24 protein-coding genes, 5 pseudogenes and 1 CRISPR repeat array are annotated in these 22,466 nt (G+C 55.6%); of the genes and pseudogenes, 20 read left to right on the top strand and 9 right to left on the bottom strand.

Features of this window, described 5'->3' with window-relative positions:
• Positions 1 to 63: 63 nt before the first annotated feature.
• The 16 genes and pseudogenes from casA (at position 64) to B4967_RS15240 (ending at position 10,541) form a co-directional block, all read left to right on the top strand.
• Positions 64 to 1,764 carry a type I-E CRISPR-associated protein Cse1/CasA gene (gene casA / locus B4967_RS15295; RefSeq protein ID WP_083026169.1) on the top strand — a complete coding sequence of 567 codons (1,701 nt, stop codon included), beginning with the start codon at positions 64 to 66 and terminating at the stop codon, positions 1,762 to 1,764.
• Positions 1,764 to 1,910 carry a hypothetical protein gene (locus tag B4967_RS19805; RefSeq protein WP_243470636.1) on the top strand — a complete coding sequence of 49 codons (147 nt, stop codon included), beginning with the start codon at positions 1,764 to 1,766 and terminating at the stop codon, positions 1,908 to 1,910. Before casA ends, B4967_RS19805 begins: the two co-directional genes overlap by 1 nt.
• 24 nt (positions 1,911 to 1,934) lie before the next feature.
• A complete protein-coding gene (casB, locus tag B4967_RS15290) occupies positions 1,935 to 2,429 on the top strand; it encodes a type I-E CRISPR-associated protein Cse2/CasB (protein WP_279384731.1) in 495 nt (164 codons plus the stop codon).
• A gap of 151 nt (positions 2,430 to 2,580) precedes the next feature.
• Positions 2,581 to 2,796: a type I-E CRISPR-associated protein Cas7/Cse4/CasC gene (locus B4967_RS19800; protein ID WP_243470634.1), complete on the top strand. Its 216-nt coding sequence runs from the start codon at positions 2,581 to 2,583 to the stop codon at positions 2,794 to 2,796.
• A gap of 140 nt (positions 2,797 to 2,936) precedes the next feature.
• Entirely contained in the window at positions 2,937 to 3,470 is a 534-nt protein-coding gene (gene cas7e / locus B4967_RS19795) for a type I-E CRISPR-associated protein Cas7/Cse4/CasC (RefSeq protein ID WP_243470633.1), read from the top strand.
• Between the two features lie 118 nt (positions 3,471 to 3,588).
• Positions 3,589 to 4,338 (top strand): type I-E CRISPR-associated protein Cas5/CasD, encoded by a 750-nt coding sequence (gene cas5e, locus B4967_RS15280; RefSeq protein WP_083026167.1) that lies wholly within the window; start codon positions 3,589 to 3,591, stop codon positions 4,336 to 4,338.
• Complete coding sequence (cas6e, locus tag B4967_RS15275; RefSeq protein WP_083026165.1) at positions 4,338 to 5,027, top strand: type I-E CRISPR-associated protein Cas6/Cse3/CasE; 690 nt, start codon at positions 4,338 to 4,340, stop codon at positions 5,025 to 5,027. The genes cas5e and cas6e overlap by 1 nt, the downstream gene beginning before the upstream one ends.
• A gap of 8 nt (positions 5,028 to 5,035) precedes the next feature.
• A complete protein-coding gene (locus tag B4967_RS19790) occupies positions 5,036 to 5,191 on the top strand; it encodes a hypothetical protein (protein WP_243470632.1) in 156 nt (51 codons plus the stop codon).
• Positions 5,192 to 5,956: a type I-E CRISPR-associated endonuclease Cas1e gene (gene cas1e / locus B4967_RS15270; RefSeq protein ID WP_243470631.1), complete on the top strand. Its 765-nt coding sequence runs from the start codon at positions 5,192 to 5,194 to the stop codon at positions 5,954 to 5,956. It begins immediately after the preceding gene.
• On the top strand, positions 5,957 to 6,250 hold the full coding sequence (gene cas2e, locus B4967_RS15265; RefSeq protein WP_083026163.1) for a type I-E CRISPR-associated endoribonuclease Cas2e: 294 nt from the start codon (positions 5,957 to 5,959) through the stop codon (positions 6,248 to 6,250).
• A gap of 525 nt (positions 6,251 to 6,775) precedes the next feature.
• Entirely contained in the window at positions 6,776 to 8,005 is a 1,230-nt protein-coding gene (locus tag B4967_RS15260; protein WP_083026161.1) for a glycosyltransferase family 4 protein, read from the top strand.
• Between the two features lie 36 nt (positions 8,006 to 8,041).
• Positions 8,042 to 8,551, top strand: a complete 510-nt coding sequence (locus B4967_RS15255; RefSeq protein ID WP_243470630.1) for a phosphatase PAP2 family protein — start codon at positions 8,042 to 8,044, stop codon at positions 8,549 to 8,551.
• An 833-nt stretch (positions 8,552 to 9,384) separates the two neighbouring features.
• Positions 9,385 to 9,516 (top strand): entericidin A/B family lipoprotein, encoded by a 132-nt coding sequence (locus tag B4967_RS15250; protein WP_044628799.1) that lies wholly within the window; start codon positions 9,385 to 9,387, stop codon positions 9,514 to 9,516.
• 6 nt (positions 9,517 to 9,522) lie between these two features.
• A pseudogene (locus B4967_RS15245) lies at positions 9,523 to 10,049 on the top strand (YqiA/YcfP family alpha/beta fold hydrolase).
• Between the two features lie 95 nt (positions 10,050 to 10,144).
• Positions 10,145 to 10,312, top strand: coding sequence for a DUF6435 family protein (locus B4967_RS17945; protein WP_139794523.1), 168 nt, complete (start codon positions 10,145 to 10,147; stop codon positions 10,310 to 10,312).
• 4 nt (positions 10,313 to 10,316) lie between these two features.
• The gene (locus tag B4967_RS15240; protein WP_074211171.1) at positions 10,317 to 10,541 is read left to right on the top strand and encodes a hypothetical protein; all 225 of its coding nucleotides are present in this window, start codon (positions 10,317 to 10,319) and stop codon (positions 10,539 to 10,541) included.
• On the opposite strand, the pseudogene ntrC reads toward B4967_RS15240, so the two are convergent.
• The 4 genes and pseudogenes from ntrC to glnA form a co-directional block, all read right to left on the bottom strand.
• Positions 10,538 to 11,965: pseudogene (ntrC, locus tag B4967_RS15235) on the bottom strand (nitrogen regulation protein NR(I)). The gene B4967_RS15240 and the pseudogene ntrC overlap by 4 nt on opposite strands.
• Positions 11,962 to 13,019, bottom strand: a pseudogene (gene glnL, locus B4967_RS15230) (nitrogen regulation protein NR(II)). Before glnL ends, ntrC begins: the two co-directional pseudogenes overlap by 4 nt.
• 206 nt (positions 13,020 to 13,225) lie before the next feature.
• Positions 13,226 to 13,759 (bottom strand): DUF4124 domain-containing protein, encoded by a 534-nt coding sequence (locus tag B4967_RS15225; protein WP_083026294.1) that lies wholly within the window; start codon positions 13,757 to 13,759, stop codon positions 13,226 to 13,228.
• Positions 13,760 to 13,878: 119 nt separating this feature from the next.
• The gene (gene glnA, locus B4967_RS15220) at positions 13,879 to 15,285 is read right to left on the bottom strand and encodes a glutamate--ammonia ligase (RefSeq protein WP_074211174.1); all 1,407 of its coding nucleotides are present in this window, start codon (positions 15,283 to 15,285) and stop codon (positions 13,879 to 13,881) included.
• 555 nt (positions 15,286 to 15,840) lie between these two features.
• On the opposite strand from glnA, the gene B4967_RS15215 reads away from it, so the two are divergent.
• Positions 15,841 to 16,464 carry a glycosyltransferase family A protein gene (locus B4967_RS15215; RefSeq protein WP_083026159.1) on the top strand — a complete coding sequence of 208 codons (624 nt, stop codon included), beginning with the start codon at positions 15,841 to 15,843 and terminating at the stop codon, positions 16,462 to 16,464.
• Positions 16,465 to 16,517: 53 nt separating this feature from the next.
• On the opposite strand, the pseudogene B4967_RS15210 reads toward B4967_RS15215, so the two are convergent.
• Positions 16,518 to 17,546 (bottom strand): annotated as a pseudogene (locus tag B4967_RS15210) (acyltransferase family protein).
• Positions 17,547 to 17,648: 102 nt separating this feature from the next.
• Between B4967_RS15210 and B4967_RS21105 the strand changes: the two are divergent.
• Together B4967_RS21105 and B4967_RS15205 are read left to right on the top strand one after the other, a co-directional pair.
• Entirely contained in the window at positions 17,649 to 17,999 is a 351-nt protein-coding gene (locus tag B4967_RS21105) for an alpha/beta hydrolase-fold protein (protein ID WP_340638792.1), read from the top strand.
• Positions 17,972 to 18,568, top strand: coding sequence for an alpha/beta hydrolase-fold protein (locus B4967_RS15205; RefSeq protein WP_340638791.1), 597 nt, complete (start codon positions 17,972 to 17,974; stop codon positions 18,566 to 18,568). The genes B4967_RS21105 and B4967_RS15205 overlap by 28 nt, the downstream gene beginning before the upstream one ends.
• Here the strand turns inward: B4967_RS15205 and B4967_RS20500 are convergent.
• From B4967_RS20500 to B4967_RS18090, 4 genes and pseudogenes are all read right to left on the bottom strand, one after another.
• Positions 18,545 to 18,784 carry a diguanylate cyclase domain-containing protein gene (locus tag B4967_RS20500; RefSeq protein WP_279384730.1) on the bottom strand — a complete coding sequence of 80 codons (240 nt, stop codon included), beginning with the start codon at positions 18,782 to 18,784 and terminating at the stop codon, positions 18,545 to 18,547. The two genes, B4967_RS15205 and B4967_RS20500, sit on opposite strands and share 24 nt — an antisense overlap.
• Positions 18,785 to 18,842: 58 nt before the next feature.
• Positions 18,843 to 19,334 (bottom strand): annotated as a pseudogene (locus B4967_RS20495) (diguanylate cyclase domain-containing protein); the annotation flags it as partial.
• 25 nt (positions 19,335 to 19,359) lie between these two features.
• The gene (locus tag B4967_RS15195; protein WP_161491531.1) at positions 19,360 to 19,980 is read right to left on the bottom strand and encodes a PAS domain-containing protein; all 621 of its coding nucleotides are present in this window, start codon (positions 19,978 to 19,980) and stop codon (positions 19,360 to 19,362) included.
• Positions 19,946 to 20,182, bottom strand: a complete 237-nt coding sequence (locus B4967_RS18090; protein WP_161491530.1) for a PAS domain-containing protein — start codon at positions 20,180 to 20,182, stop codon at positions 19,946 to 19,948. Before B4967_RS18090 ends, B4967_RS15195 begins: the two co-directional genes overlap by 35 nt.
• A gap of 143 nt (positions 20,183 to 20,325) precedes the next feature.
• Between B4967_RS18090 and B4967_RS15190 the strand changes: the two genes are divergently transcribed.
• Entirely contained in the window at positions 20,326 to 20,607 is a 282-nt protein-coding gene (locus B4967_RS15190; RefSeq protein ID WP_340638790.1) for a hypothetical protein, read from the top strand.
• A gap of 1,213 nt (positions 20,608 to 21,820) precedes the next feature.
• A CRISPR array of direct repeats spans positions 21,821 to 22,090; the repeat unit is 29 nt; unit sequence CGGTTCATCCCCGCAGGCGCAGGGATCGG.
• Between the last annotated feature and the right edge of the window lie 376 nt (positions 22,091 to 22,466).

The raw sequence follows: 22,466 nt of genomic DNA, 5'->3' as shown, positions 1-22,466 counted from the left end.
CTAATCCTAATATTTTTCAGTGTAAACGAAGCGCCGACACCAGACGACACTATCGAGGTGTACATGAATTTACTTGAGGACTCCTGGCTACCCTTTCTATTGAGAAATGGGAAGGTAGAGTATCGCCCTCCCTCTGCGTTAGCCGATCCCGACGTCATCAACCTCGCCCTGCCGCGAGCAGACTTTCAGGGGGCGGCCTACCAGTTTTTGATCGGCCTGCTACAAACGGCGCTGCCGCCGAAAACCCATGACGACTGGCTTGATTGGTTAATGGAGCCACCCAGTGTTGCAGCGTTGGATAAAGCATTCGCGCCTTTCAGTAGCGCTTTTGAGCTGGACGGCGATGGCCCCCGCTTTATGCAGGACCTTGATCCGCTAGACGATGTGAAAAACGCGACCGTCAGCGGTTTATTGATTGATGCTCCTGGCGCTAACGGCATCAAAAATAATACTGACTTTTTCGTAAAGCGTGGTCGCGTTGAGGGTATGTGTGATACCTGCGCGGCCATAGCGCTCTACACCATGCAGATTAACGGCCCGGCGGGCGGCGCTGGTATCCGTGTGGGCTTGCGTGGCGGGGGTCCGCTGACAACGCTGGTGATGCCGGAGTCATCCGATGCCAGCCTGTGGGAGCGGCTGTGGCTAAACGTCGTTACACAGCAAGAAGCCACCCAGAAAGGGCAGCAGTGGACAACACCGGACCCCGAAGAACCATCGCTCTTTTTCTGGATGGCCAATACGCGGGTAAGCGATAAAAAAGGCACCGAGGTGCTACCTGAAGATACCCACCCCCTTCACGCTTACTGGTCAATGCCGCGCCGCTTTCGGCTGCTATTTGAAGAAGCAGATGAATGCCCATGTGATATTTGCGGACGAAAAAACCAGCGAGTAGTGCGCGAACTTCGCGCTAAAAAACAGGGGGCCAACTACGACGGACCTTGGCTACACCCGCTAACACCCTACCGACGTGACCCCAACAAGCCCAATGAACTGCCGCTTTCCAGTAAGGGCCAGCCGGGTGGGCTTGGCTATCGCCATTGGTCAGGCTTTGTACTGAACGATGAAGAAAGCAGTGGCGCAATCGCGGCTGCGGCGCTGAAAAGTTACATCGACAAACAAAAGCTAGTGACACAAGAGCGAGCGCATGGCGAAGACATTCAGGCGTTGCTGAGGCAAGCGCGTCTATGGGTGTTTGGCTACGACATGGACAATATGAAGCCGCGCGGCTGGTATAGCATTGAAATGCCCCTAGTGGAAATACCACAAGGCCAGCAGGAAAAGCTACGTGCCTGGGTTCAACAACTGACCGAGCTGTCGCGCAATATCGCTTGGATGGTGCGTACCCAAGTTAAAAACGCTTGGTTCTCACGGCCATCGGATGCCAAGGGCGATATGAGCGCCATTGATAACCAGCTTTACGATGCCACCGAGCCTGAATTTTTTAAAGTGTTGCTAGCGCTTCAGCAGGTGCTGCAACAAGACTTGCCGCCACCGCATATCCCTCCTGACATTGCTGAGCGTTGGTACTTCGCCCTTAAGCGTGAAGCCATGCGTGTATTCGAAGACCTAGCCCTAAGCGGTTCCCAGGAAAGCATGGATCTTGAACGTGCTACGGCTGCCCGTCGGCAGCTGCATAGCTTTCTTGGCGGCAAGAGCAAAGGTAGCAAAGTGGTAAGTAACTTTATCCAACAGGGTGATTTTGACCCCTACGGGAAGGCCAAGCGTAATGCGGCCTCTGCTGCAACAACGACAGGAGACGCCTGATGAGTGATGTGGAGACGCCGGAAACAATCGAAAAAGAAGATATTTTGTCCGAGGCGGAGAAAAAAGCGCTCGTCGCTGTGAAGTTGGAGGAAGCCGCCGCCCTGCGCCGCTGGTGGCAGCGGTTGACGTTAACCCCACAGGCTTAGAAAGCATTCACCCCCCAGCCACCACTGCCCGGTGGTGTACGAGCGGTACTGCGCCGTTGTGATACCGCCGAGGCCGCCATGTTAACCCAAGGTTTTCGTGAGCTAGGGGCGATGCTGCCGGAAGCGACGAAACAAACGGATTATCGCGATGAAAAGCTACCAGTGTGGGCATGCATTGCGTTAATCGCAGCGGAGTTACGCGAAGAAAAGAAGGGCGCATCGTTGGCCTTACGCCTTGGTCAGCAAAAAGAGCAAACCGGGAAACCGCTGATGAGCGAGCTGCGTTTTCAACAGCTACTTTCCTGCCGAACGCCTGAAGAGTTTATCCAGCGCTTACGACGGGCGCTGGCGCTTGCAGATAAGAAAGATATCAGTGTCGAGCTGCTAGCGAGCGTTATCTCACTCTGGTGGCAGGAGCATCGTGGACGTTTATCTGCCAAGCCTACTCACCGTCTTGGGTTTGTACTGGCAAATGACTATTTTGCTGCAACGTCTCGCTATAGCCATGGCAGCGACTGATTTTTACGACTGACGATCAACCTTTCTAGCTTCATATAGACATCACGAACGGAGTTATTTATGAGCCACTTTATTCAACTGCACCTGCTGACTTCTTATCCGCCCGCCCAACCTCAACCGCGATGATTTAGGTCGCACCAAAACTGCTTTGATGGGTGGCGCTAAGCGCCTACGTGTTTCATCGCAAAGCCTCAAGCGTACTTGGCGTACTTCTGCACTCTTTGAAGAAGCACTGGCGGGGCATGTGGGTACGCGCACCAAGCGTTTAGGCTCTGGAGCCTATAAAGAACTGAAAGAAAAAGGGCGAGGAAAAAACTGCAGCGGCGAGCGCAGAAAAAATAGCGGGCGTATTTGGCAAGCTGCGTAAAGTAGAAAAAGGCGAAGCTAAAGAGTTTGAGATTGAACAATTAGTGCACGTTGGCTTGGAGGAGCGCCAAGCGATCAGCGCATTGGTTGAAACGCTGGCGGCAGAGAAGCGCGAGCCAAACGATGATGAATTAAAGGCTCTTGCGTCACAAACCTGCCGCCGCCGATGTGGCGCTGTTTGGTCGTATGTTAGCAGCGGTGCCTGAATATAACGTCGATGCCGCCTGCCAAGTCGCCCACGCGATTACTGTGCATGCTGCCGAAGTGGAAGACGATTACTTTACCGCTGTTGATGACTTAAATACGGGTGATCAAGACCGGGGTGCGGCGCATATTGGCGAATCGGGTTTTGGTGCTGGACTGTTCTACCTCTATATCTGTATCGATCGCCAGCAGTTGGTTGAGAATCTGCAGGGTAATAGTGAGTTAGCTGACCAAGCGATTGCTGCAATGGCAGAAGCCGCTGTCAAAACCTCCCCCAAAGGTAAGCAAAACAGCTTTGGTTCCCGCGCCCACGCGTGCTATGTGCTGGCGGAAAAGGGCAACCAGCAGCCGCGCTCACTTTCCACCGCTTACCTGCGGCCCGTGACAGGACAGGATCAAACGCTTGATGCAATAAGAGCCTGGAGCGCCAAGCGCAAGCGTTTGATGATGCTTATGAAGCAGGGCCGATAGCCGTTTCGTCATCAGTGCTGAGCCTGACTATGAAGGACCGCAGCTAAAAGGTGAGGTTAAGAAAGGCAATCTTGCTGAACTGATCGCTTTCTTAAAAACCGACCAGTAAGGGGGCGGCATGACCGACTATCTTATTTTTCGGCTCTATGCGCCGCTTGCCAGTTGGGGGGAGGCTGCCGTTGGTGAGACGCGCCCTACGGCGACTTATCCGGGTAAAGGGGCTGTTTTGGGATTGCTGGGGGCCGCCCTAGGTCTTCGTCGTGATGACGATACAGGCCAAATGCAGCTGCGTGAAAGCATTGCCATGGGCGTAAAACAGTACACCCCCGGTATGCTGATGCGCGACTACCACACGGTGCAGATGCCCGCCGCACAGTCAAAAGTGAGCTATCACACCCGCAAAGAAGAGCTAAACGCGCCGCGTGATGTGCTGAAAACGCTCCTCTCAAGCCGGGATTATCGCTGTGATGGCCTATGGACAGTAGCCGTATGGCTAACGCCAACAGCAACCCTCACGCTTTCTGAACTTGAGCAAGCGCTAAAAACGCCCCATTACCCGCTTTATTTAGGGCGTAAATCCTGCCCGCCCTCTGCGCCACTTGCACCTCAATTACGGCAGTGCGCCACGCTTAAGGAAGCCCTGGATGTGGCGTTTCCTAAGCTGGCGGTTAACTGTCAAGAAGACAGAAAGGCACTGCGTTTTCCCGATGAAGCGTTATACGTATGGGAAGGCGAGGCGAGCGGTTTAGATGGCAGCCAAGTGGCAGAGTACAACGATGTATGGGATTTGCCGCTAAATCGACGCCGCTGGCAGTTTGGCCCTCGGTTAGAGGTTCGCCGTTCAGTGGCAGCAGAGGAGGCACGCTAATGTATCTCTCCCGCGTACGTGTGGACTTGAACGGACTGTCTCGCGAAAAGCTGTTTGATGTGATGAATGCAGAAGCCTATACCGCGCATCAGCTTTTGTGGCAGCTATTTCCCGAGTATGAAGGCCCTCGCCCGTTTCTTTTCCGGCAGGAAATAGAAGAAGCCGAAGAGGGTAGAGCCATAAAAGGGTTACCGCTCTTTTATGTTCTTTCAGACCGCGAACCTGTATCAGTGGCAGGCTTACTTACCGCAGAGAGCAAACCTTACGCACCAGAGCTTAACGTGGGCGATAGGCTGGCATTCCGCCTGCGTGCTAACCCCACGATGGCAGTGCATGTGCCGGGGCAACGTGGCCAGCGCGCCGATGTGTTAATGGCCGCCAAAAAGCCATTCCCGCCGGGGCAGCGTACTAGCCCAACCTGCGTTGATGCGATGAATAGTAAGGCCCGCGAATGGCTCGAAAGCCGTGCTGAAACGTGGGGCTTTCGCCTACCGGTTACGCCTGAGCTAGGTGCCTACCGCCAACACGTATTGAACAAAGGCAGTGGAAAGCCAGTTCAATTCTCGACGGTGGACTATGAAGGCCTGCTAGAAGTTACCCATCCAGGAAAGCTGATCGAAACCATGGCTCACGGCATTGGGCGCGCCAAGGCATTCGGTGGAGGTTTGCTACTATTGCGCCGACCTTAGGAGACAACATGGGCTTTATTCCGCTAAAGCCCATTCCCGAAAAAGATCGGATGTCGATGATCTTTATCGGGATGGGTCAGATAGACGTGCGCGACGGTGCTTTTGTCGTTATTGACGAAGTAAATGGCGAGCGTATGCATATTCCGGTTGGTTCAGTAGCCTGATTGCTGCTGGAACCGGGCACACGGGTTTCCCATGCCGCCATTAAGTTGGCGGCAACGGTAGGCACGCTACTGATTTGGGTAGGCGATGCTGGCGTACGGCTCTATAGCGCCGGGCAACCGGGCGGCGCACGGTCAGACAAATTGCTCTACCAAGCCCAGCTGGCGCTAGATGAAAAGCTGCGCCTAAAAGTGGTGCGCAAAATGTTTGAGCTGCGTTTTGGTGAAGAGCCACCTTCTCGTCGCAGCATCGAGCAGTTACGCGGCATGGAAGGTGCAAGAGTTCGTAAAACGTATCAACTGTTAGCCAAACAGTACGGCGTTAAATGGAACGGACGCCGTTACGACCCAAAACAGTGGGATGCCTCGGATGTTGCTAACCAATGCCTATCCGCAGCAACGGCCTGCTTATACGGAATTACCGAAGCCGCTATTTTGGCAGCAGGCTACGCCCCAGCGATTGGATACCTGCACACCGGCAAGCCGTTGAGCTTTGTGTACGATATTGCCGACATCGTGAAGTTTGAAACGGTGGTGCCTGCGGCGTTTAGGGTTGCTGCACGTAATCCGCCTATGCCGGAAAGAGAAGTCCGTATCGCTTGCCGCGATGCATTCAAGCAATCCCGCATACTCCAGCGCTTAATCCCCATGATCGAAGATGTGCTTGCCGCTGGTGATATTCAGCCGCCACCGCCAGCACCCGACGCAGTGCCGCCTGCGATACCAGAACCACCTTCGGTCGGCGATGCAGGGCATAGGAGCGGATAAATGGCGATGCTCGTAGTGGTTACAGAAGCCGTGCCCCCACGCCTACGTGGCAGGTTAGCAGTGTGGCTTTTAGAGATCAGAGCTGGTGTTTACGTGGGTGTTGTTAGCAGGCGCATTCGCGAAATGATTTGGGAACAGGTCGAAGCGCTAGCTGAAGATGGCAACGTCGCCATGGCCTGGGCCAGCAACCATGAATCAGGGTTTGAGTTCCAAACTTACGGTGAAAACCGCCGAGAACCCATCGACCATGATGGTTTGCGTCTGGTGCGCTTTTTACCACCACAAGTTAACTAGCTGATTTTATTTGATCTTTAATAATTTAGCCTGATTAAAAGTAAGCAAAATAGCTGGTGGATTTTTTATCTGCTATTTTCTTCTTGTAGATCAATTATCTACAACACCCGCGCCTGCGGGGATGAACCGCTGCTCGTATCTAGGTTTAAAGCCATTGCGCCACACATCGATAACTAACCACCCCATAGTAGCCCCGATCCCCGCGCCTGCGGGGATGAACCGAGTGATCCCCGCGCCTGCGGGGATGACCCGCGGGTGGCTCGGTGGTCTTCGTCTGGATCCCACCGGATCCCCGCGCCTGCGGGGATGAACCGTCGATCAGTGACGACCGATCCCCGCGCCTGCGGGGATGAACCGTTCTACCTGGCGTTATTGGTGCTGACGACTCGTGGACTGGCCAAAAACACTCAGCGCCTCACTTACTGCATGATGGCTGTCTGTCATCGCTTGTTCACTTGCCTGTCTTGGCAGTGTCATTGTGCCCGCGCAACATAATGAGAAACGTGATAAAGGGATGAATCGCTCATGCGGCTCTGTATCGTTAGCGAAACATGGTCTCCAGAAATTAACGGCGTTGCGCATACTCTCAACCGGATATGTCGTGAGCTGCAGCGGCTGGGCGTCACAATGGATGTGATTCGCCCTAAGCCTAAGGCACCCGGCAGTGCCGCCTATGCCACCCAAGAACTACAGGTTAACCACCTGGCGCTGCCCGGCTATCGTGATGTTCAGGTGGGATTTGCTCGCCCGTCCACGTTGCAGCGGTTTTGGCAACAGCACCGGCCAGATGTGATTTATTTAGCCACCCAAGGCCCGCTCGGCTGGGCAGCTCGCCAGGCAGCGCAACAGTTGAGCATTCCGCTGGTGGCAGGTTGGCACACCAACTTCGATCATTACTGCCATGATTACGGCGCCTCTTGGCTCTCTGCCGCGACTCGCCGCTATTTGCGCTACTTTCACAATGGCTGCGCACTGACACTAGTGCCCACTCATCAGCAAGCCACAGCTTTACGCCAACAGGGTATCCATGAAGTACAGGTGCTCGCTCGGGGGATTGATGGGGAAAAATTCTCTCCAGCTCACCGTAGTGCAGAGCTGCGTAAGCAGTGGGGAGTTAGCGAGCACCAGCCGGTCGCCCTCTATGTCGGGCGACTCGCACCAGAGAAGAATCTGGCCCTGCTACAAGAAACGCTGCAAGCCATGCGCAATGTGCGCCCCGATATGGCACAGGTGATCGTTGGTGATGGCCCAGGGCGTGCACAGTTAGAGAAGGCACTCCCTGACGCACATTTCACCGGATTTGTGGATAAACATGAGCTAGCTTGCCACTACGCCAGTGCTGATATGTTTGTATTTCCTTCGCTGTCGGAAACGTGGGGCAACGTAGTAACGGAGGCAATGGCAAGCGGCTTGGCGGTAGTTGCTTATCGTCATGCAGCCAGCGCGGAGCTGATCCAAAACGGCCATAACGGGGTGACCGTAGCGCCTAACGACGCCCACGGCTTTCAAGAAGCGGCCGTGGCACTGTGCCAACACCCCGCCGATTACGCACGAATAGGAAGAGTTGCCCGTTTACGCGCGCTAGAACAAAGCTGGTCGGGCATTGCTGAGCAGTTTCTGCGCTACCTACACCATGCCCAGGAGGCCCACCATGCGAGCTCGCCCGCTTGTCGTATTCGATCGTCCTTGACCTGTGGGAGTGGCGGTTTTGCCAACGGGTCACGCATCTCTCGCTCTACCGCCCCTGGCGGCTAACGCTGAAAACAGCCAGTAAGGTTAGGCGACTGGCCGGTGTGGGTACTGCTGATTGCTGCCCAGCCCTGGCTTCAACCTGATGGCACGTGGCGGATGATGCAGTACTCGCTGATCGCCCTGGTAGCTGTCACGGTTTATAAGCTGGTCAAAACCAAGCTGTGCCGAGAGCGCCCCTTTATCACTTACCTGGGAGGCGTACACTGCGGTGAACCCGCTCGAGATCGCTACAGTTTCCCCAGTGGCCACACCATGCACGCCGTCATGTTCAGCGTATTAGTGGCCGCCCACACCCCCTGGCTGCTGCCGATTGTTCTTCCACTCAGCCTACTCATTGCAATTTCTCGAGTGGGGCTAGGGCTGCATTATGTCAGCGATGTACTGGTTGGTGGCGGTGATGGGCTATGGCTTTGCACTGCTGAGCCTTTATTGGATGGGGTAAGAGTCTCTACATGCCAACATGCAAAAGCCACCCAAAAAAAAGGTGGCTTTTTATTTATTATTCAATTACTTACATATCAGGCGGCATGTCGTCGCGATCCTCTGTAGCCGTCATAAATGATTGTTTTAAACATCATGTACAGGCCCACCCCCGAAAACCCTAGAAACAGCACGAACATGCAGAACATCAATACCATCACCATAGCGCTTGTCCCTGTCAGTGTGCGGCCGATGCGTTGACGTCTTATAACCGCTGATTTTGGTTTACCCGAAAGGATAGACCAAAATACTTTGCATATCTGTACAGGAACTATGCAACACCCCTAAGGCGAGAAAAAACGTTATATAAATCAATGTATTAATGATTGAAAAATAAACGCAAAAAAACCACCTCACAGTTGCGAGATGGCTGTTTTGCATCGCTGCCACTCCTTGGCTTCGATGATCAGCACGGCCTTATGCTGATAAGAGTGAGCAGGCTAAGAGTCCATTCACGTCCATGATGCTTACTGGGCCTCCTGCCCTCCTCTACTGTCTATTAGCCCTGCTCACGCTTTGATGGGTTGGAACTTGGTTGCTAACAGTGAAATTGGTTAAATCATCAATGGTGACACTATAAGTATTAACACTTATAACACTGCAGGCATTGGGCCAATCATACCAATAAATAAAAAATATCTTTAATATCAATAAATTAAACAAAAAAATAAAAGCCCAGCCTAACCGAAATTGACAGAAAACTCAGGGATGACATGGGTAATATTGACACATGCGACAAATGCGCACGGTTCACATCTATGCTAAGGAGAGATAAGCAGCGTTGGTAAAACGTTCCACCTCATGGCTACTTACCGGGTGGCAACCCGCACCAACAGCGCTTATGTTACTCATCACACCATGACGCCCCAGCGGGGCATTATTTAGTAGAGAGGAAAGACCCAATGAAACGCACCATTGCGCTTGGCATACTCTTACTGGCCACACTACTCACCATTAGCGGCTGTAACACAGTTCGCGGTATGGGCCAGGATATTGAGCAGGGTGGTGAAGCCATTCAGCGTTCGGCGGATTAAACCATGATGATGACCGTCTACCTTTCACATGGCTTGGAGAGTGGCCCAGGGGCACTGAAAATGCAGGCGCTCAAGGGTATTGCTGAACAGCTTGATGACTGTGAGCCGGTCGTCATGGATTACCGGGGCATGGACGAGCCAGCCGAGCGATTGAAACACCTTACCGCTACTCTGCTGGCTCGTGGTGATGACCCCGCCCGCTGTGTATTAGCAGGCTCAAGCTTAGGGGCTGGCTCAGCGCTGCCGCCAGTACGCAAACACCGGTGTTGGGCTGTTTTTTACTCGCCCCCGCGCTTGGCCTGCCTGAGTACCCAGAGACCTCACCGACGATTCAAGCCCAGCATACGCATATCATTCATGGCTGGCGCGATGATGTGGTACCCCCAGGCCCAGTGATTGAGCGTGCCCGCCTACAGCGCTTGTCACTGCGAATGATTGATGACGATCATCGCCTGCATAGTAGCCTGGACACTATCCTGGACGACTTTACACGCTTCTTAGCCCAGTGTGCGGACGCCCGCCCACCGGTTTAGCCTCAGCAACGCACCGGAAAACGAAAAACGCGTACAGCAGTCGACATAAGCACCCAAAACCTATGCAAATAATATACACCAAAAGGATAGTGCACATGTTTGGACTATTTAAGCGCGACCCAAAAAAGAAGCTTCAACAAGCGTACGAACGCAAGCTGCAAGCGGCGATGGAAGCTTCCCGCAACGGCGATATGCGCGCCAACGCCACACTGACAGAAGAGATTCTTGCCGACATCAACCGCCTTAAGGCTCAAGAGGGCTAACGCGGTGCGCACCGGTTTGGGTTTGGCTGCGCTGCTCACAGGCACCTTAACCACGCACGCCTACGGAAGCTGCCGCCATGGTGTGGGGCATCAGCTAGAAGGGCTGGGGATTCAACACACTTTCAGCCTGCTGCCCTGGGAACAGGCTGAGTGCGACCTCCCCGAGCCAACACTGGCTGATGCCGTGTTTGTACTCCCTGCCCCCATTTCCGCCGAGCCGATGCCCTAGGCGTCATCCGCCAACGCAGGCAGCAGCGTTTTTAGTTTACGGGTAAGCGTATTACGCCCCCAGCCCAGCAGCTCAGCGGCCTCGCCTTTGCGACCACCGGTATGCTTGAGTGCAGTTTCAATCATAATGCGCTCGAAATCGGGTACCGCCTCTTCCAGCAGGTGCGTATGGCCTTCTGCCAAAGCATGATCAGCCCAATCGCGAAATGCTGAACGCCAATCACCGTGAACGCTACTTTCCGACGCACCGACCGTGCGTAGCTCTGGCGGCAGGTCTTCTACCAGGATTTCCCGGCCAGAGGCCATGACCGTTAACCAACGGCAGATATTTTCCAGCTGACGTACGTTGCCGGGCCACGGCAGCCGGGTTAAGTGCGCCTCTGCCTCAGGGGTCAGCACTTTGATATCGGTGGAAAGCTCTTTCGCCGCTTCGGCCAAAAAATGCCGGGTTAGCCGGGGAATATCTTCGCGGCGCGCGGCAAGGCGCGGTAGATGAACGCGAATCACGTTCAGACGGTGGAACAAGTCTTCACGAAAGCGCCCATCATCTACCAACGACTCTAGGTTCTGGTGGGTTGCCGCGATAATCCGCACATCAACTTTTACCGGGGTATGCCCGCCCACGCGGTAAAACTCGCCGTCGGCCAGCACGCGCAGCAGACGGGTTTGCGTCTCGGCGGGCATATCGCCGATTTCATCCAGAAACAGCGTGCCACCGTTGGCCTGCTCGAAGCGCCCTTGGCGCTGGGCAGCCGCCCCAGTAAACGCGCCTTTCTCATGGCCAAAAAGCTCGGACTCTATTAAGTCACGAGGAATTGCCGCCATATTCAAAGCAATAAACGGCTTGCCCGCCCTCGGGCTGTGCTGATGCAGCGCCTGGGCGACACGCTCTTTACCGGTGCCCGACTCACCGTTAATCAGTACCGTAATGTGCGAATGGGAGAGCCGCCCAATGGCGCGAAAGACTTCCTGCATGGCGGGCGCTTCACCGATGATCTCGCGCTTAGGCCTTCCGGCACGCTCACCGGCCGCTGGCGTTCACGGGCGTGGGCTACCGCACGGCGTACCAGCGCCAGCGCCTCATCCACATCAAACGGCTTGGGCAAGTACTCAAACGCCCCCCCCTGATAAGAGGCCACGGCGCTGTCTAAATCGGAGTGAGCGGTCATGACAATGACCGGCAGGTCCGGGTGGGCTTCGCGAACCCGTGACATTAAATCCAGCCCATCAATCCCCGGCATGCGAATATCGGTCACCAGCACATCCGGTGGGCTTTCCAGCAGCCGTGCCAGCGCTGTGTCGGCACGCTCAATACACTCGACCTCTAGGTCCGGCTGCGCCAGTGCGCGCTCCAGCACCCAACGGAGCGCGGTCATCATCGACAATAACCACCCGTGCAACATCGGTACGTGTCGCCTCAGTCATGACGCTTCTCCGGTGCAATTAATAACTAATGGAATCAGTAAACGAAATTCGGTATGTCCAGGTCGTGAGTCGCATTCGATCAATCCTTGATGTTGGTGCAAAATTGACTGAGCAATGGATAGCCCCAAACCGCTGCCTTCCGCGCGGCCAGACACCATCGGGTAAAAGAGGGTTTCGCGTAGGCTTTCAGGAATGCCAGGGCCGTTATCAATCACGCCGACTTCGCTCACTAGCCGGTGCCGCTCGGCGCCTAAAGTGAACTGGCGCCGGGCACGGGTGCGTAGAATCAGCTCCGGTGAGGGGGTCTCTGCATCGCTCATGGCCTGCACCGCGTTACGCGCCACGTTCAATACCGCTTGAATCATTTGCGACTCATCACCGGAAAGATCCGGCAGGCTGGGGTCGTAATCACGGTTGACGGTGACATGGGGATGCTCGGCAATCAGCAGCGCTCGCACTCGCTCCAGCACTTTATGGATATTGACCGGCTCATGTTTAATGATGCGGTTCGGGCCCAGCATAGAGTCCACCAGATCTCGCAGGCGGTCGACTTCTTCCACGATGATATGGGTAAATTCCCGCAGCGCCGGGTCGTCTAAATCACGCTCCAGCAGTTGCGCCGCACCGCGAATGCCGCCTAATGGGTTTTTCACCTCGTGGGCCAAGCCCCGCGCCAGCACCTTAATGGTCTCTTGGCGGGTGGTGAGCGCCTCTTCGCGGGAAATCTGCATCAAGCGGTCTCGCGGCTCGACTTCCAGCAGCAGCTCATCGGCTGGAGGGGCGTTACCGTATAGTCCACCGTGAGTGGCTCACTATTGAGCGGCGTGATACGCGCTTCCCGCTGGGTATAGGGGTGAAAGGCATCCCGCGCTTTGGCCAATACCTCATCAATACTTTCCCCACCGCCTAGCAAGGTATCTAGGCTAATACCCTGTACACGGCTAAAGCTCACCGCTAGCAGCGCTTCCGCCGCTGGGTTCATCCAGCGGACACGGAGTTCACCGTCGAGCAGTAGCACTGCGGTGGTGAGATGTTCTAATAAGCGCTGATACATGGCGTGTCCTGAAACGTCGCTCTAATAATAGTGTGATGAACACTAGCGTGATGGGATCGTTGAGAGAGGAACTGCAAAAAGCGCGCCAATTAAGCACAAACGGCGGCATGCACGGCTGATGGGCAGCCGGTGTGGGCACAGCGAGCCGTTATAGCGCACTGCCGAACAAATTCAGATACTCCTATGCACCATTGTAGTGCATTGCACTATTCAGCAATAAAAATAGTCACCGGATCGGTGCGGTGTTGAATACGCCCTTGGCTATCCAACAGTTCGGCCTGCAGCTGTTGTTGTCCCGCTGGCAAGCCCGCCAGCCAGAACGCATCGCTATGCAGGGCAGATTGGCTTAGCTCGCCATTCACGAGCAGTTGAATTTGGTGGTCGTCGCGTAGCGGCGGCGAAACCGCCACTTCAACCGGCGTCATATTACTTCGCAACGAGGCCCCCGCCGCTGGGTTAGCAATCGCAAAGCGGTCATAGGGCATAAACGGTTGGCCAGGATTCCCCTTGGCGCGGGGAGACGGAGAAGCAGGCCGAGCAGCGGTAGGCACGCTTGGCAGCGGGGCCAGCGTGATCGCTTTACCACCGCGCTCTGGGTTGTCAGTAAACGTCACGTTGCCCTGCGCATCCACCACGCGATACACCGTTTGAGCCTGCGCAGCGCTTACCCACAGGCCCAGCAGCAGCGCAGCCCCTGTGGACAAACCACTTTTTTGACGCAAACGCCATCTACTGATCATTACTTTCTCACCCTTATGTTGCTCCAACAAAAACCCCGCCGAGGCGGGGTTTTTCAGGCTACTCACACCGCAAGGGTGGATGTTAGCACTCTTGTTAAAACGGTGTTTAGCAACCGTTCTTAGCAAGAGTAGTACATGTCGAACTCGATCGGGTGAGTGGTCATGCGAATGCGCTCCACTTCTTCCATCTTCAGCTCGATGTAGGCATCGATCATTTCCTCAGTAAATACGCCGCCTTCGGTCAGGAAAGCACGGTCAGCATCGAGTGCTTCCAGTGCTTGGTCCAGGCTGTTGGCAACGGTCGGTACGGATTTGCCTTCTTCCGGCGGCAGGTCGTACAGGTTCTTGTCCATGGCATCGCCAGGGTGGATCTTGTTCTTGATACCGTCGATACCCGCCATCAGCATCGCTGCAAACGCCAGGTAGGGGTTAGCGGTCGGATCAGGGAAGCGAGTCTCTACACGCTTGCCTTTCGGGCTAGCGGTGTAAGGAATACGGATAGAAGCTGAACGGTTACGGGCACTGTAGGCCAGCATGACCGGTGCTTCGAAGCCCGGTACCAGACGCTTGTACGAGTTGGTAGACGCGTTGGTGAAGGCGTTCAGGGCACGAGCGTGCTTGATGATACCGCCGATGTAGTACAGCGCCATTTCAGACAGGCCCGCGTACTCGTCGCCAGCAAACTGGTTCTGACCATCTTTCCAGAACGACTGGTGTACGTGCATACCAGAACCGTTGTCGCCTACCAGCGGTTTCGGCATGAAGGTAGCGGTTTTGCCGTAAGCGTGCGCCACGTTGTGGATCACGTACTTCATTTCCTGAACTTCGTCAGCTTTCTTCACCAGCGTGTTGAATTTAACGCCGATTTCGTTCTGACCCGCGTTGGCAACTTCGTGGTGGTGAACTTCCACGGTCTGGCCAATCGCTTCCAGGGTGTTACACATCGCGCCACGGATATCGTGGAAGCTATCGACCGGAGGAACCGGGAAGTAGCCGCCTTTCACACGCGGACGGTGACCCAGGTTGCCGCCTTCTACTTTATTGTCAGTTGCCCAAGCGCCTTCATCAGACGTGATTTTGTACATAGAGCCCTGGATATCGGACTTCCAGTGCACTTCGTCAAAGATGAAGAATTCCGGCTCTGGGCCGAAGAAGGCGGTGTCGCCCAGACCGGTAGACTGCAGGTAAGCTTCTGCACGCTTAGCGATAGAGCGCGGGTCGCGATCATAGCCCTGCATGGTAGCAGGCTCGATGATGTCGCAACGCAGGATCAGGGTAGCGTCTTCGGTGAAGGGGTCCAGGAAGCCGGTGCCGTCTTCCGGACGCAGGATCATGTCGGATTCATTAATGCCTTTCCAGCCTTCAATAGAAGAGCCGTCAAACATTTGGCCGTTTTCAAAAAACTCTTCATTCACGTCGCGTGCCGGTACGGTGACGTGCTGCTCTTTACCGCGCGTGTCGGTGAAACGCAGATCTACCCACTTAACATCATGTTCTTCGATTAGCGCGAGAGTCTTGGCTGACATAGTGTCCTCCGGTATGAGCGTGGCTTAAAGCTTGTAACTGTAAGCTATCGATAAAAGTGTTATTCAACAAATCGTTCAACACGCAGCTGCATGTGGCGCGTTTGTCTTTTTTGTTCGCTTAACGTTTGCCTGACGATGGATAACAAAACGCCCAGCGATCATTTCAGACCGGCTATCGTTGTAGCATGCCGAGAGGCTTCTGCATACGATCTAATAGCTGGTGACAAAACTATCTACAATGTATAAGCACAGAGCATGCCAACTCTGCACCATTATGGCATCAAAAATTTATAATGCTTTGTTTTTAAAATACAAAAACCTATGAAGAGATGCCTCTTCATGTAGCAAAGGCCTTTTGGTTGCGCACAAAAGCGCCATTATTTTTTTATTGGCGCACCATAAAAGCTCATAAAAAGGTATCAGTGCACCAAGTTGGTTCAAAAAACCCAGCGCCTAGCGAGCTACCGTCAGAAAACTTTATCTTGCTACGCAAATAAACCAACACCTACAATAAATTACATTCAGACAGGTTTCATAACAAAGGAAGCCGCTTACATGAGTACGGTTTGCTTTATCGTTGACGCAACAGTGACAGGAGCCTTGCTACCGCGACACCTACGTTCCATCCGAGAGTCGGGCCTTGCAGAGCATGTGGTGCCAATTATTGTGACGTGCAATCAGGTAGATGAGCGTCTATCGTCCATTGAGCAGCGCTACCATGTGCACTGCTTAATCACGCCCTCGCAAACGCTAGGCGCACGGATCAACCGGGCAGCCTATGTGAGCCAAGCGGAATGGGTGATGATTGCGCTGGATAAACAGCCCCTGGCAGCACAGCTGTGGTACCTACTCTACCCACAGCTACACACCCTAGCGCTAGACGCGCTCTTGATTAGCGCTACCACTCCTCGGTTATCTGAACGCCTGCTGCAGCGCTTTTTTGGTGCGTCCACAGCGGTGCCGCCCTACGTCGCCATTCGCCGAACATGGTTTGAGCGCTTAGGCGGGTTTGACCCCGAGCTTGAAGCGCCAGCACTGCAGGACTTCTTACAGCGCCTGTACGCTTGCCCAACGCGATTAAAAACCATCAGCGGTGAAGCCTTAGGCCTTGCGCGGGGTTCGCCAACTAGACGCGGCACCCACTCCCCCTCTTCCCGCTTGCCGCCCCCCTCCTCCTAAGCACGCCCGCTTTATCCTGATAACGATTTTCGCCCGCGCTATTTCTCGGCCGTTTATACCTTCAGCCGTTTGCCAAAAAGCATTGCCCCCAGGGTAGTAGTATTCACCGCTTTATTCAGCAGTACCGACCCCACGCTACCTATCAATATCAGCAGCAAACCATACGCAACCACGGGCAGCGTGGCAGGGCCCACCAGCACATCGGTGATGACAAAAAACATCGGGTGCGCCAGATAAATCCCAAAGGAGTAGGCATTGATATAACGCACCCACCCCGGCGCTTGGCGGCCTTTCAAGCCACGCATAAGCGCCAGTGTGAACAGCACAAAAAAGGGAATGACCCACACTTCCTTAGAAGAGAAGGCCAGCCAGTGGGCAAAGGTCGCCAGCACGATCAAGCCGACGAACAGCGCAAGCCAGCGCGGCTGGGAAAGGGTTTGTAGCCAAACAGGGCGCTCATTCAATGTTGCTGAAGGCGTTAACGGGTAGTAGCGCACCAGCACCAGCGCTAAGAAAAACAGATACACCCAGCCAAGCGGCGCAACCCACAGCAAATAGCCGGGGGGGTCAATCTCAAACCAGTAGGCAAAGCCCCAATACGCCATACTCACCACACAAGCCACCCACAGCCACGGCACGGGGTGAATACGCCACAGCTGCCAACGGGTAAACGCCCAGTAGGCCGCATAAAACTGCATGGCAATAATCAAAAAATAGCCATGCCAACCCGCGTAGATAAAGTAGGCCTTTGCGTTTTCCCAAAAGCCCACAGCGTTATCACTTCCAGCTAAGCGCCACCACTCGGCGGTAGAGTAGATCAACCCGTAGGCCAAATAAGGCAGCATGACGTACTTAACGCGGTTGAAGCAGAAAGCCGGGCGGCACCTGCTTATCGTAACGGACAGCAAACACAAACACCGAGATAAACAGAAACACTGGTGTACCCAGCACCAGTGGAATGCGCATCAGGTCGGTCGCCACGTTATCTACCCGCTGGTTAATATGATCTAACCAGTGAAACAAAAAAACGGCCACACAGAGCCGTATGCACGCAGCCAGTAAATCTCCTCGACTTTCTGCATTTCCCCTCCCGCCAAGCCACCGCTGCTAAGCTCATGTGAATGAACATCCCGGCTTACAGCGTTGTCCGACCTCTTAAACGTTCGTAAATTCCTGGAGGCTATGTGCTTAAAAAACCGAAAATAGCGCGCGGCACACGCTGGGCAGGATATGTATGTAGCTTATTTGGCTGGCTAGCGCTGAGTAACATAGCGCTAGCAGGCGACGTTTCCCGAGAGCAGTTCTTTTCATCCACGCTGGGCTACGACTACCCCTACACCATCTATCTACCGGATGGATATGACACAGCGGCGACAACCCCCTACCCCGTGGTTTACCTTCTGCACGGCTCGTTTGGTAACGAGCGGGACTGGGCCACCCGAGGCAACCTACCCCAAATAGCCGACGCCTTATTGAGGCCGGGCATTTACCGCCCGCTGTGTTTGTTATGCCCGGCAGCCGCAGCTGGTGGGTAGATGGCCACAACGAAGCAGCCCGCAGCGCCTTCTTTAACGACCTGCTGCCCCATATCGAAACCACGTACCACGTAGGAACCACACGCCCGTTACGCGGCGTAGCGGGGCTTTCAGCGGGCGGTTATGGCGCGGTGAACTTCGCACTAGAACGCCCCGATATGTTTGCCGCCGCCGCCGCGCTTAGCCCAGCAAGCTACGTGCCCGTACCGCCTAGCAACTCCTCCGCCAACCGGCACCCAGCCTTTTTAAATGAACAGGGCCAGTTTGACCGCGCACTATGGGAACAGCTTAATTACACCGCGCATTTAGAGCCCTACCGCCTTCAGGTCACACCCCGCCCAAACGCCGAACACAGCGACACCCCGCCCGTGCCGCTGTACATTAGCGCCGGGCGCAGTGATGTGTACGATGCAGAATTTCACGCCCGCCAGCTACGCCAAGCCATGGAGCGTATTCAACCAGGCCAAGTGCGGCTGGACCTTTCCCTGGGGCCCCACCTGGCGGGTATGGCGGGCCACCTTACCCGCCGCGCTCAACTTTATGTTTCAGCACGTCGGCGCATCCGTTGAACCAATCGGCGAGTAAAGCACCGCCCGGTGACGACCCTCCGCTTTCGCCTGATACATTGCTTGGTCGGCACAGTGAATCAGCGCCGCTTCCTCCTGAGCGTGAAGCGGAAACAGCGCCACGCCTATACTCGCCGACACGCCAACCTCCCCTACCGATAGCGCAAACGGCTCTGCCAACGCCTGACAAAGCTGATTCGCCAACCGCCAATGCCTCATCATCCCTTACCGGGCCACCCAGCAGAGCCACAAACTCATCGCCACCAATTCGCCCCACCATATCCGTGCCACGTAACCTCAAGCGCATACGCTGCGCCACTTCTCGCAGCAGCTGGTCGCCCACCGCAGGGCCCCAGCGGTCATTCACCGGTTTAAAGTTATCCAGATCGATAAACAACAACGCCAAGGAATCCCCCTGGCGTTGCGATTTGACCAAAGCATCGCTCAGTTGGCTAAAAAAGATCGCCCGGTTCGGTAGGTCGGTAAGGGAGTCGTGCTGGGCTAAATGCAGCACTTTCTGCTCCATCTCCCGGAGGGGCGTAATAGCGTGAGAACTCCCCAAAAAACTCGACACGTTCCCCTGCTCATCCAACAGAGGCGCACCGTTAGTGAAGTGCCACCGCCACTCACCGTTAGCATGCTGCACCCGGTACTCAATCACCCCCTGAGGCTGGCCCGTGTGATACACCTGAGCGATATGACGGCGGCACGCTTCTAAATCATCCGGGTGCAAAATCTGGCTGATATTGCGCCCCCATATCTCCGCCACCGGATGCCCCAAAATACGCGGCCAGTTAGGCGACACATAAGTAAGGCGTGCCCTCGGCACTCAAGGTGTAAATGATATCGTTGGCCTGCTCGACCAACTGACGAAAACGCTGCTCGCTCGACTTTAAGGCAGTCTCAAGCGCCTTGCGCTGAGTGATATCGTTAGCGTAGCCCGTCCACAGCACGCTGCCATCCGGCTCGCGACGCGGCCGATCTATCGCCTCTATCCACAGCATCTTGCCGCTGCGGTGAAATATGCGGAACTCTTGCTGCCAAGGCATCAACGTTCGCGCGCTTTCCGACGAACTCTCAAACACCGCCTCACGATCATCAGGGTGAATGCTATTCAGCAGCGTTTGCGCATCCGCCAGCGCCTCTTCCACGCTCACCCCAAACAGCTCCACCACGCGCTTACCCACATAGGCGTAGCGCCATTTGCCCTCTACGGAGTAATGCAGCTGATAAATAAAGCCCGGCAGCTGAGAAAGCAGCGTATCCAACGATTCACTAAAGGGCAGCGACCCTTGCAGCAGCGTGCCATGCACCGCCCGATAGCTACCTTCCACCACGGGCGAAAGCTGCAAATGCCAATGGCGGGCAGCCTCCCCCCAGCTAAACCGGTAACGCGTAAGGAGCCCGTTTGGCATCGCATGTCTGAATAGCCGCCCACACATTGCTAGCATCCAAACGTAAGCAGCGTAACACGGCCGTTTCGCTATTGTCTCCCGCCAAACCCGCCACTCGACGAAAGGCCTCATTCGCGTGAACGTTCATTGAACCCCATGCCGAACGATCAACAACAAACAGCGGTGTTACCGACTGCTCAAACAGCGCACGGTACGGTTGCATCGCGGCCTCTCCCCTATTCCTCTGAATAGGTCTGTTAAGCGCCCAGCTTAGGGCTGTCTATTCACATTGGCCGAGTTCTGCCAACGCACACTACACTTAACGAGCCTTCTTATTTTTATTCACCCACAGTAAGGACACTCACCATGCACAAGCACATTGAATGGGACGAGCCCGGCAGCGCCAGCGTAGCAGCCTTCTTCAAGGACGACCCCGAACACACGCCCCCCTACCCAGGTGCCGTGCTTTCCGCCCGTTACCAAGGCCGCATCGTGCGGGTCAAAGTAGAAGCCTACCGCGAAGAAGATGCCGTGAGCATTGGCAGCGTGGCCGCCATTCTCGACCAACGCGGCCACCGTTTTCAGTCACACCAAAATCTCAACGTTGGCCGATATGGTGCGACTCCCCGACGACAAACGCGCCATTGAACGCTGGGAAGAGGATGAGGAGAAGGAGTAGTTGCGGAATTTCTGATGCGCGGCCCACGCACCGTACAGCGATGCCTCAACCAAGCAACTAGCATGACAGCCTTTATTTTTACAGCTCATCAATATCTATTCGTTAGAGTGTGGGAGATCGAGTCTCCCCATCCGCACCAATTAAATATCTTCCCCGCTAGCGCGGGGAACGGACAAAAGCAGAAGCCCGCATGTACCGCGAAAACGGTTCATCCCCACTAATGTAGGGAACACACCAACCTCAATGAGTACTCGACGGTTCATCCCCGCTCGTGCGGGGAGCGGATACCGGCAATATCGCTGACGTGGTAAAGCGTCGGTTCACCCCCGCAGGCGCGGGGATCGGCCCCGTTATAGTAGAACCATAAAGATCATATGTCGGTTCATCCCCGCAGGCGCGGGGATCGGAGCTGGTTCATCCCCGCAGGCGCGGGGATCGGGCCATCCGGGGCCACTATCGCCGCAAACTGGTCTTTCCAGCAGCCGCGCTTGTCGTCCCATCCGGTTCATCCCCGCAGGCGCGGGGATCGGCGCTGCTGCGTACTCGTCGGCCTGCCGCGTTCATCCCCGCAGGCGCGGGGATCGGATAGTGTTGCCTACTGACGAAATGGGGCGGGGGTTCATCCCCGCAGGCGCGGGGACCGGATGCGGCGCTTTAGCAAAAACGATGATTTCATCCCCGCAGGCGCGGGGATCGGAGCTTTTAAAATCAAATTTCTTGTATGCGTTCATCCCCGCAGGCGCGGGGATCGGATACGCCTTACTGCGAAACAGTAGCACCCATGCGGTTCATCCCCGCAGGCGCGGGGATCGGAGCTGGTTCATCCCCGCAGGCGCGGGGATCCGGCTACCGTCCGCAATGTTAAGAAAAATGGTTCATCCCCGCAGGCGCGGGGATCGGGTAAGGAACGGTGAGCTGACGAGTATGGACGGGCGGTTCATCCCCGCAGGCGCTGGGATCGGCCTGCGAACGATGCCGCCCAAGTGCCCGACTTCGGTTCATCCCCGCAGGCGCGGGGATCGGAGCTGGTTCATCCCCGCAGGCGCGGGGATCGGTTGGCCTGCGTTATTTCAATCGGCCCGGTTCATCCCCGCAGGCGCAGGGATCGGCGCTTAAGTGCCCAGCCGTTGCCAACAGCGCGCAGGGATCGGTCGTCGAACCACTCTTTAATCTCAAGCCGAATCGGTTCATCCCCGCAGGCGCAGGGATCGGTCGTCGAACCACTCTTTAATCTCAAGCCGAACCGGTTCATCCCCGCAGGCGCAGGGATCGGTCGTCGAACCACTCTTTAATCTCAAGCCGAAGCGGTTCATCCCCGCAGGCGCAGGGATCGGGGATTCATAGCTGTAAAACACGCAGCGCGGTTCATCCCCGCAGGCGCAGGGATCGGTAACCGGGCTTACAGAATCAGCGAGCGGCTGACCGGTCCATCACCGCAGGCGCAGGGATCGGCTGATACCAACGCGGGTTCAACATTTCAGTTCGCAGGGATCGGTCGTCGAACCACTCTTTAATCTCAAGCCGAACCGGTTCATCCCCGCAGGCGCAGGGATCGGTCGTCGAACCACTCTTTAATCTCAAGCCGAATCGGTTCATCCCCGCAGGCGCAGGGATCGGCCAGACCGGCGGTGCGCTTTAACGCCGCGTGCGGTTCATCCCCGCCGGCGCAGGGATCGGTCAATCGGTGCCGGTGGCGTTTGGCTCTAATGCGGTTCATCCCCGCAGGCGCGGGGATCGGAGCTGGTTCATCCCCGCAGGCGCGGGGATCGGGCCACTGCCGCCCTGGAGATCCTCAACCCCAACGGTTCATCCCCGCAGGCGCGGGGAT

This window comes from Vreelandella lionensis, assembly GCF_002087295.1.
Lineage (GTDB): Bacteria > Pseudomonadota > Gammaproteobacteria > Pseudomonadales > Halomonadaceae > Vreelandella > Vreelandella lionensis.
This window is presented reverse-complemented; position numbering and strand designations above follow the sequence as displayed.

What these genes read in the sequence shown, in the direction of transcription:
- B4967_RS17945 (WP_139794523.1), top strand. Translation starts at nt 10,145, where the DNA reads ATGTTTGGACTATTTAAGCGCGACCCAAAAAAGAAGCTTCAACAAGCG.
- B4967_RS15250 (WP_044628799.1), top strand. Translation starts at nt 9,385, where the DNA reads ATGAAACGCACCATTGCGCTTGGCATACTCTTACTGGCCACACTACTC.
- glnA (WP_074211174.1), bottom strand. Translation starts at nt 15,285, where the DNA reads ATGTCAGCCAAGACTCTCGCGCTAATCGAAGAACATGATGTTAAGTGG.
- B4967_RS19805 (WP_243470636.1), top strand. Translation starts at nt 1,764, where the DNA reads ATGAGTGATGTGGAGACGCCGGAAACAATCGAAAAAGAAGATATTTTG.
- B4967_RS15225 (WP_083026294.1), bottom strand. Translation starts at nt 13,759, where the DNA reads ATGATCAGTAGATGGCGTTTGCGTCAAAAAAGTGGTTTGTCCACAGGG.
- cas5e (WP_083026167.1), top strand. Translation starts at nt 3,589, where the DNA reads ATGACCGACTATCTTATTTTTCGGCTCTATGCGCCGCTTGCCAGTTGG.
- B4967_RS15205 (WP_340638791.1), top strand. Translation starts at nt 17,972, where the DNA reads ATGCCCGGCAGCCGCAGCTGGTGGGTAGATGGCCACAACGAAGCAGCC.
- B4967_RS19790 (WP_243470632.1), top strand. Translation starts at nt 5,036, where the DNA reads ATGGGCTTTATTCCGCTAAAGCCCATTCCCGAAAAAGATCGGATGTCG.
- casA (WP_083026169.1), top strand. Translation starts at nt 64, where the DNA reads ATGAATTTACTTGAGGACTCCTGGCTACCCTTTCTATTGAGAAATGGG.
- B4967_RS15260 (WP_083026161.1), top strand. Translation starts at nt 6,776, where the DNA reads ATGCGGCTCTGTATCGTTAGCGAAACATGGTCTCCAGAAATTAACGGC.
- B4967_RS15195 (WP_161491531.1), bottom strand. Translation starts at nt 19,980, where the DNA reads ATGCCAAACGGGCTCCTTACGCGTTACCGGTTTAGCTGGGGGGAGGCT.
- cas6e (WP_083026165.1), top strand. Translation starts at nt 4,338, where the DNA reads ATGTATCTCTCCCGCGTACGTGTGGACTTGAACGGACTGTCTCGCGAA.
- cas2e (WP_083026163.1), top strand. Translation starts at nt 5,957, where the DNA reads ATGGCGATGCTCGTAGTGGTTACAGAAGCCGTGCCCCCACGCCTACGT.
- B4967_RS19800 (WP_243470634.1), top strand. Translation starts at nt 2,581, where the DNA reads ATGGGTGGCGCTAAGCGCCTACGTGTTTCATCGCAAAGCCTCAAGCGT.
- B4967_RS20500 (WP_279384730.1), bottom strand. Translation starts at nt 18,784, where the DNA reads ATGAGGCATTGGCGGTTGGCGAATCAGCTTTGTCAGGCGTTGGCAGAG.
- B4967_RS15215 (WP_083026159.1), top strand. Translation starts at nt 15,841, where the DNA reads ATGAGTACGGTTTGCTTTATCGTTGACGCAACAGTGACAGGAGCCTTG.
- B4967_RS15190 (WP_340638790.1), top strand. Translation starts at nt 20,326, where the DNA reads ATGCACAAGCACATTGAATGGGACGAGCCCGGCAGCGCCAGCGTAGCA.
- B4967_RS18090 (WP_161491530.1), bottom strand. Translation starts at nt 20,182, where the DNA reads ATGCAACCGTACCGTGCGCTGTTTGAGCAGTCGGTAACACCGCTGTTT.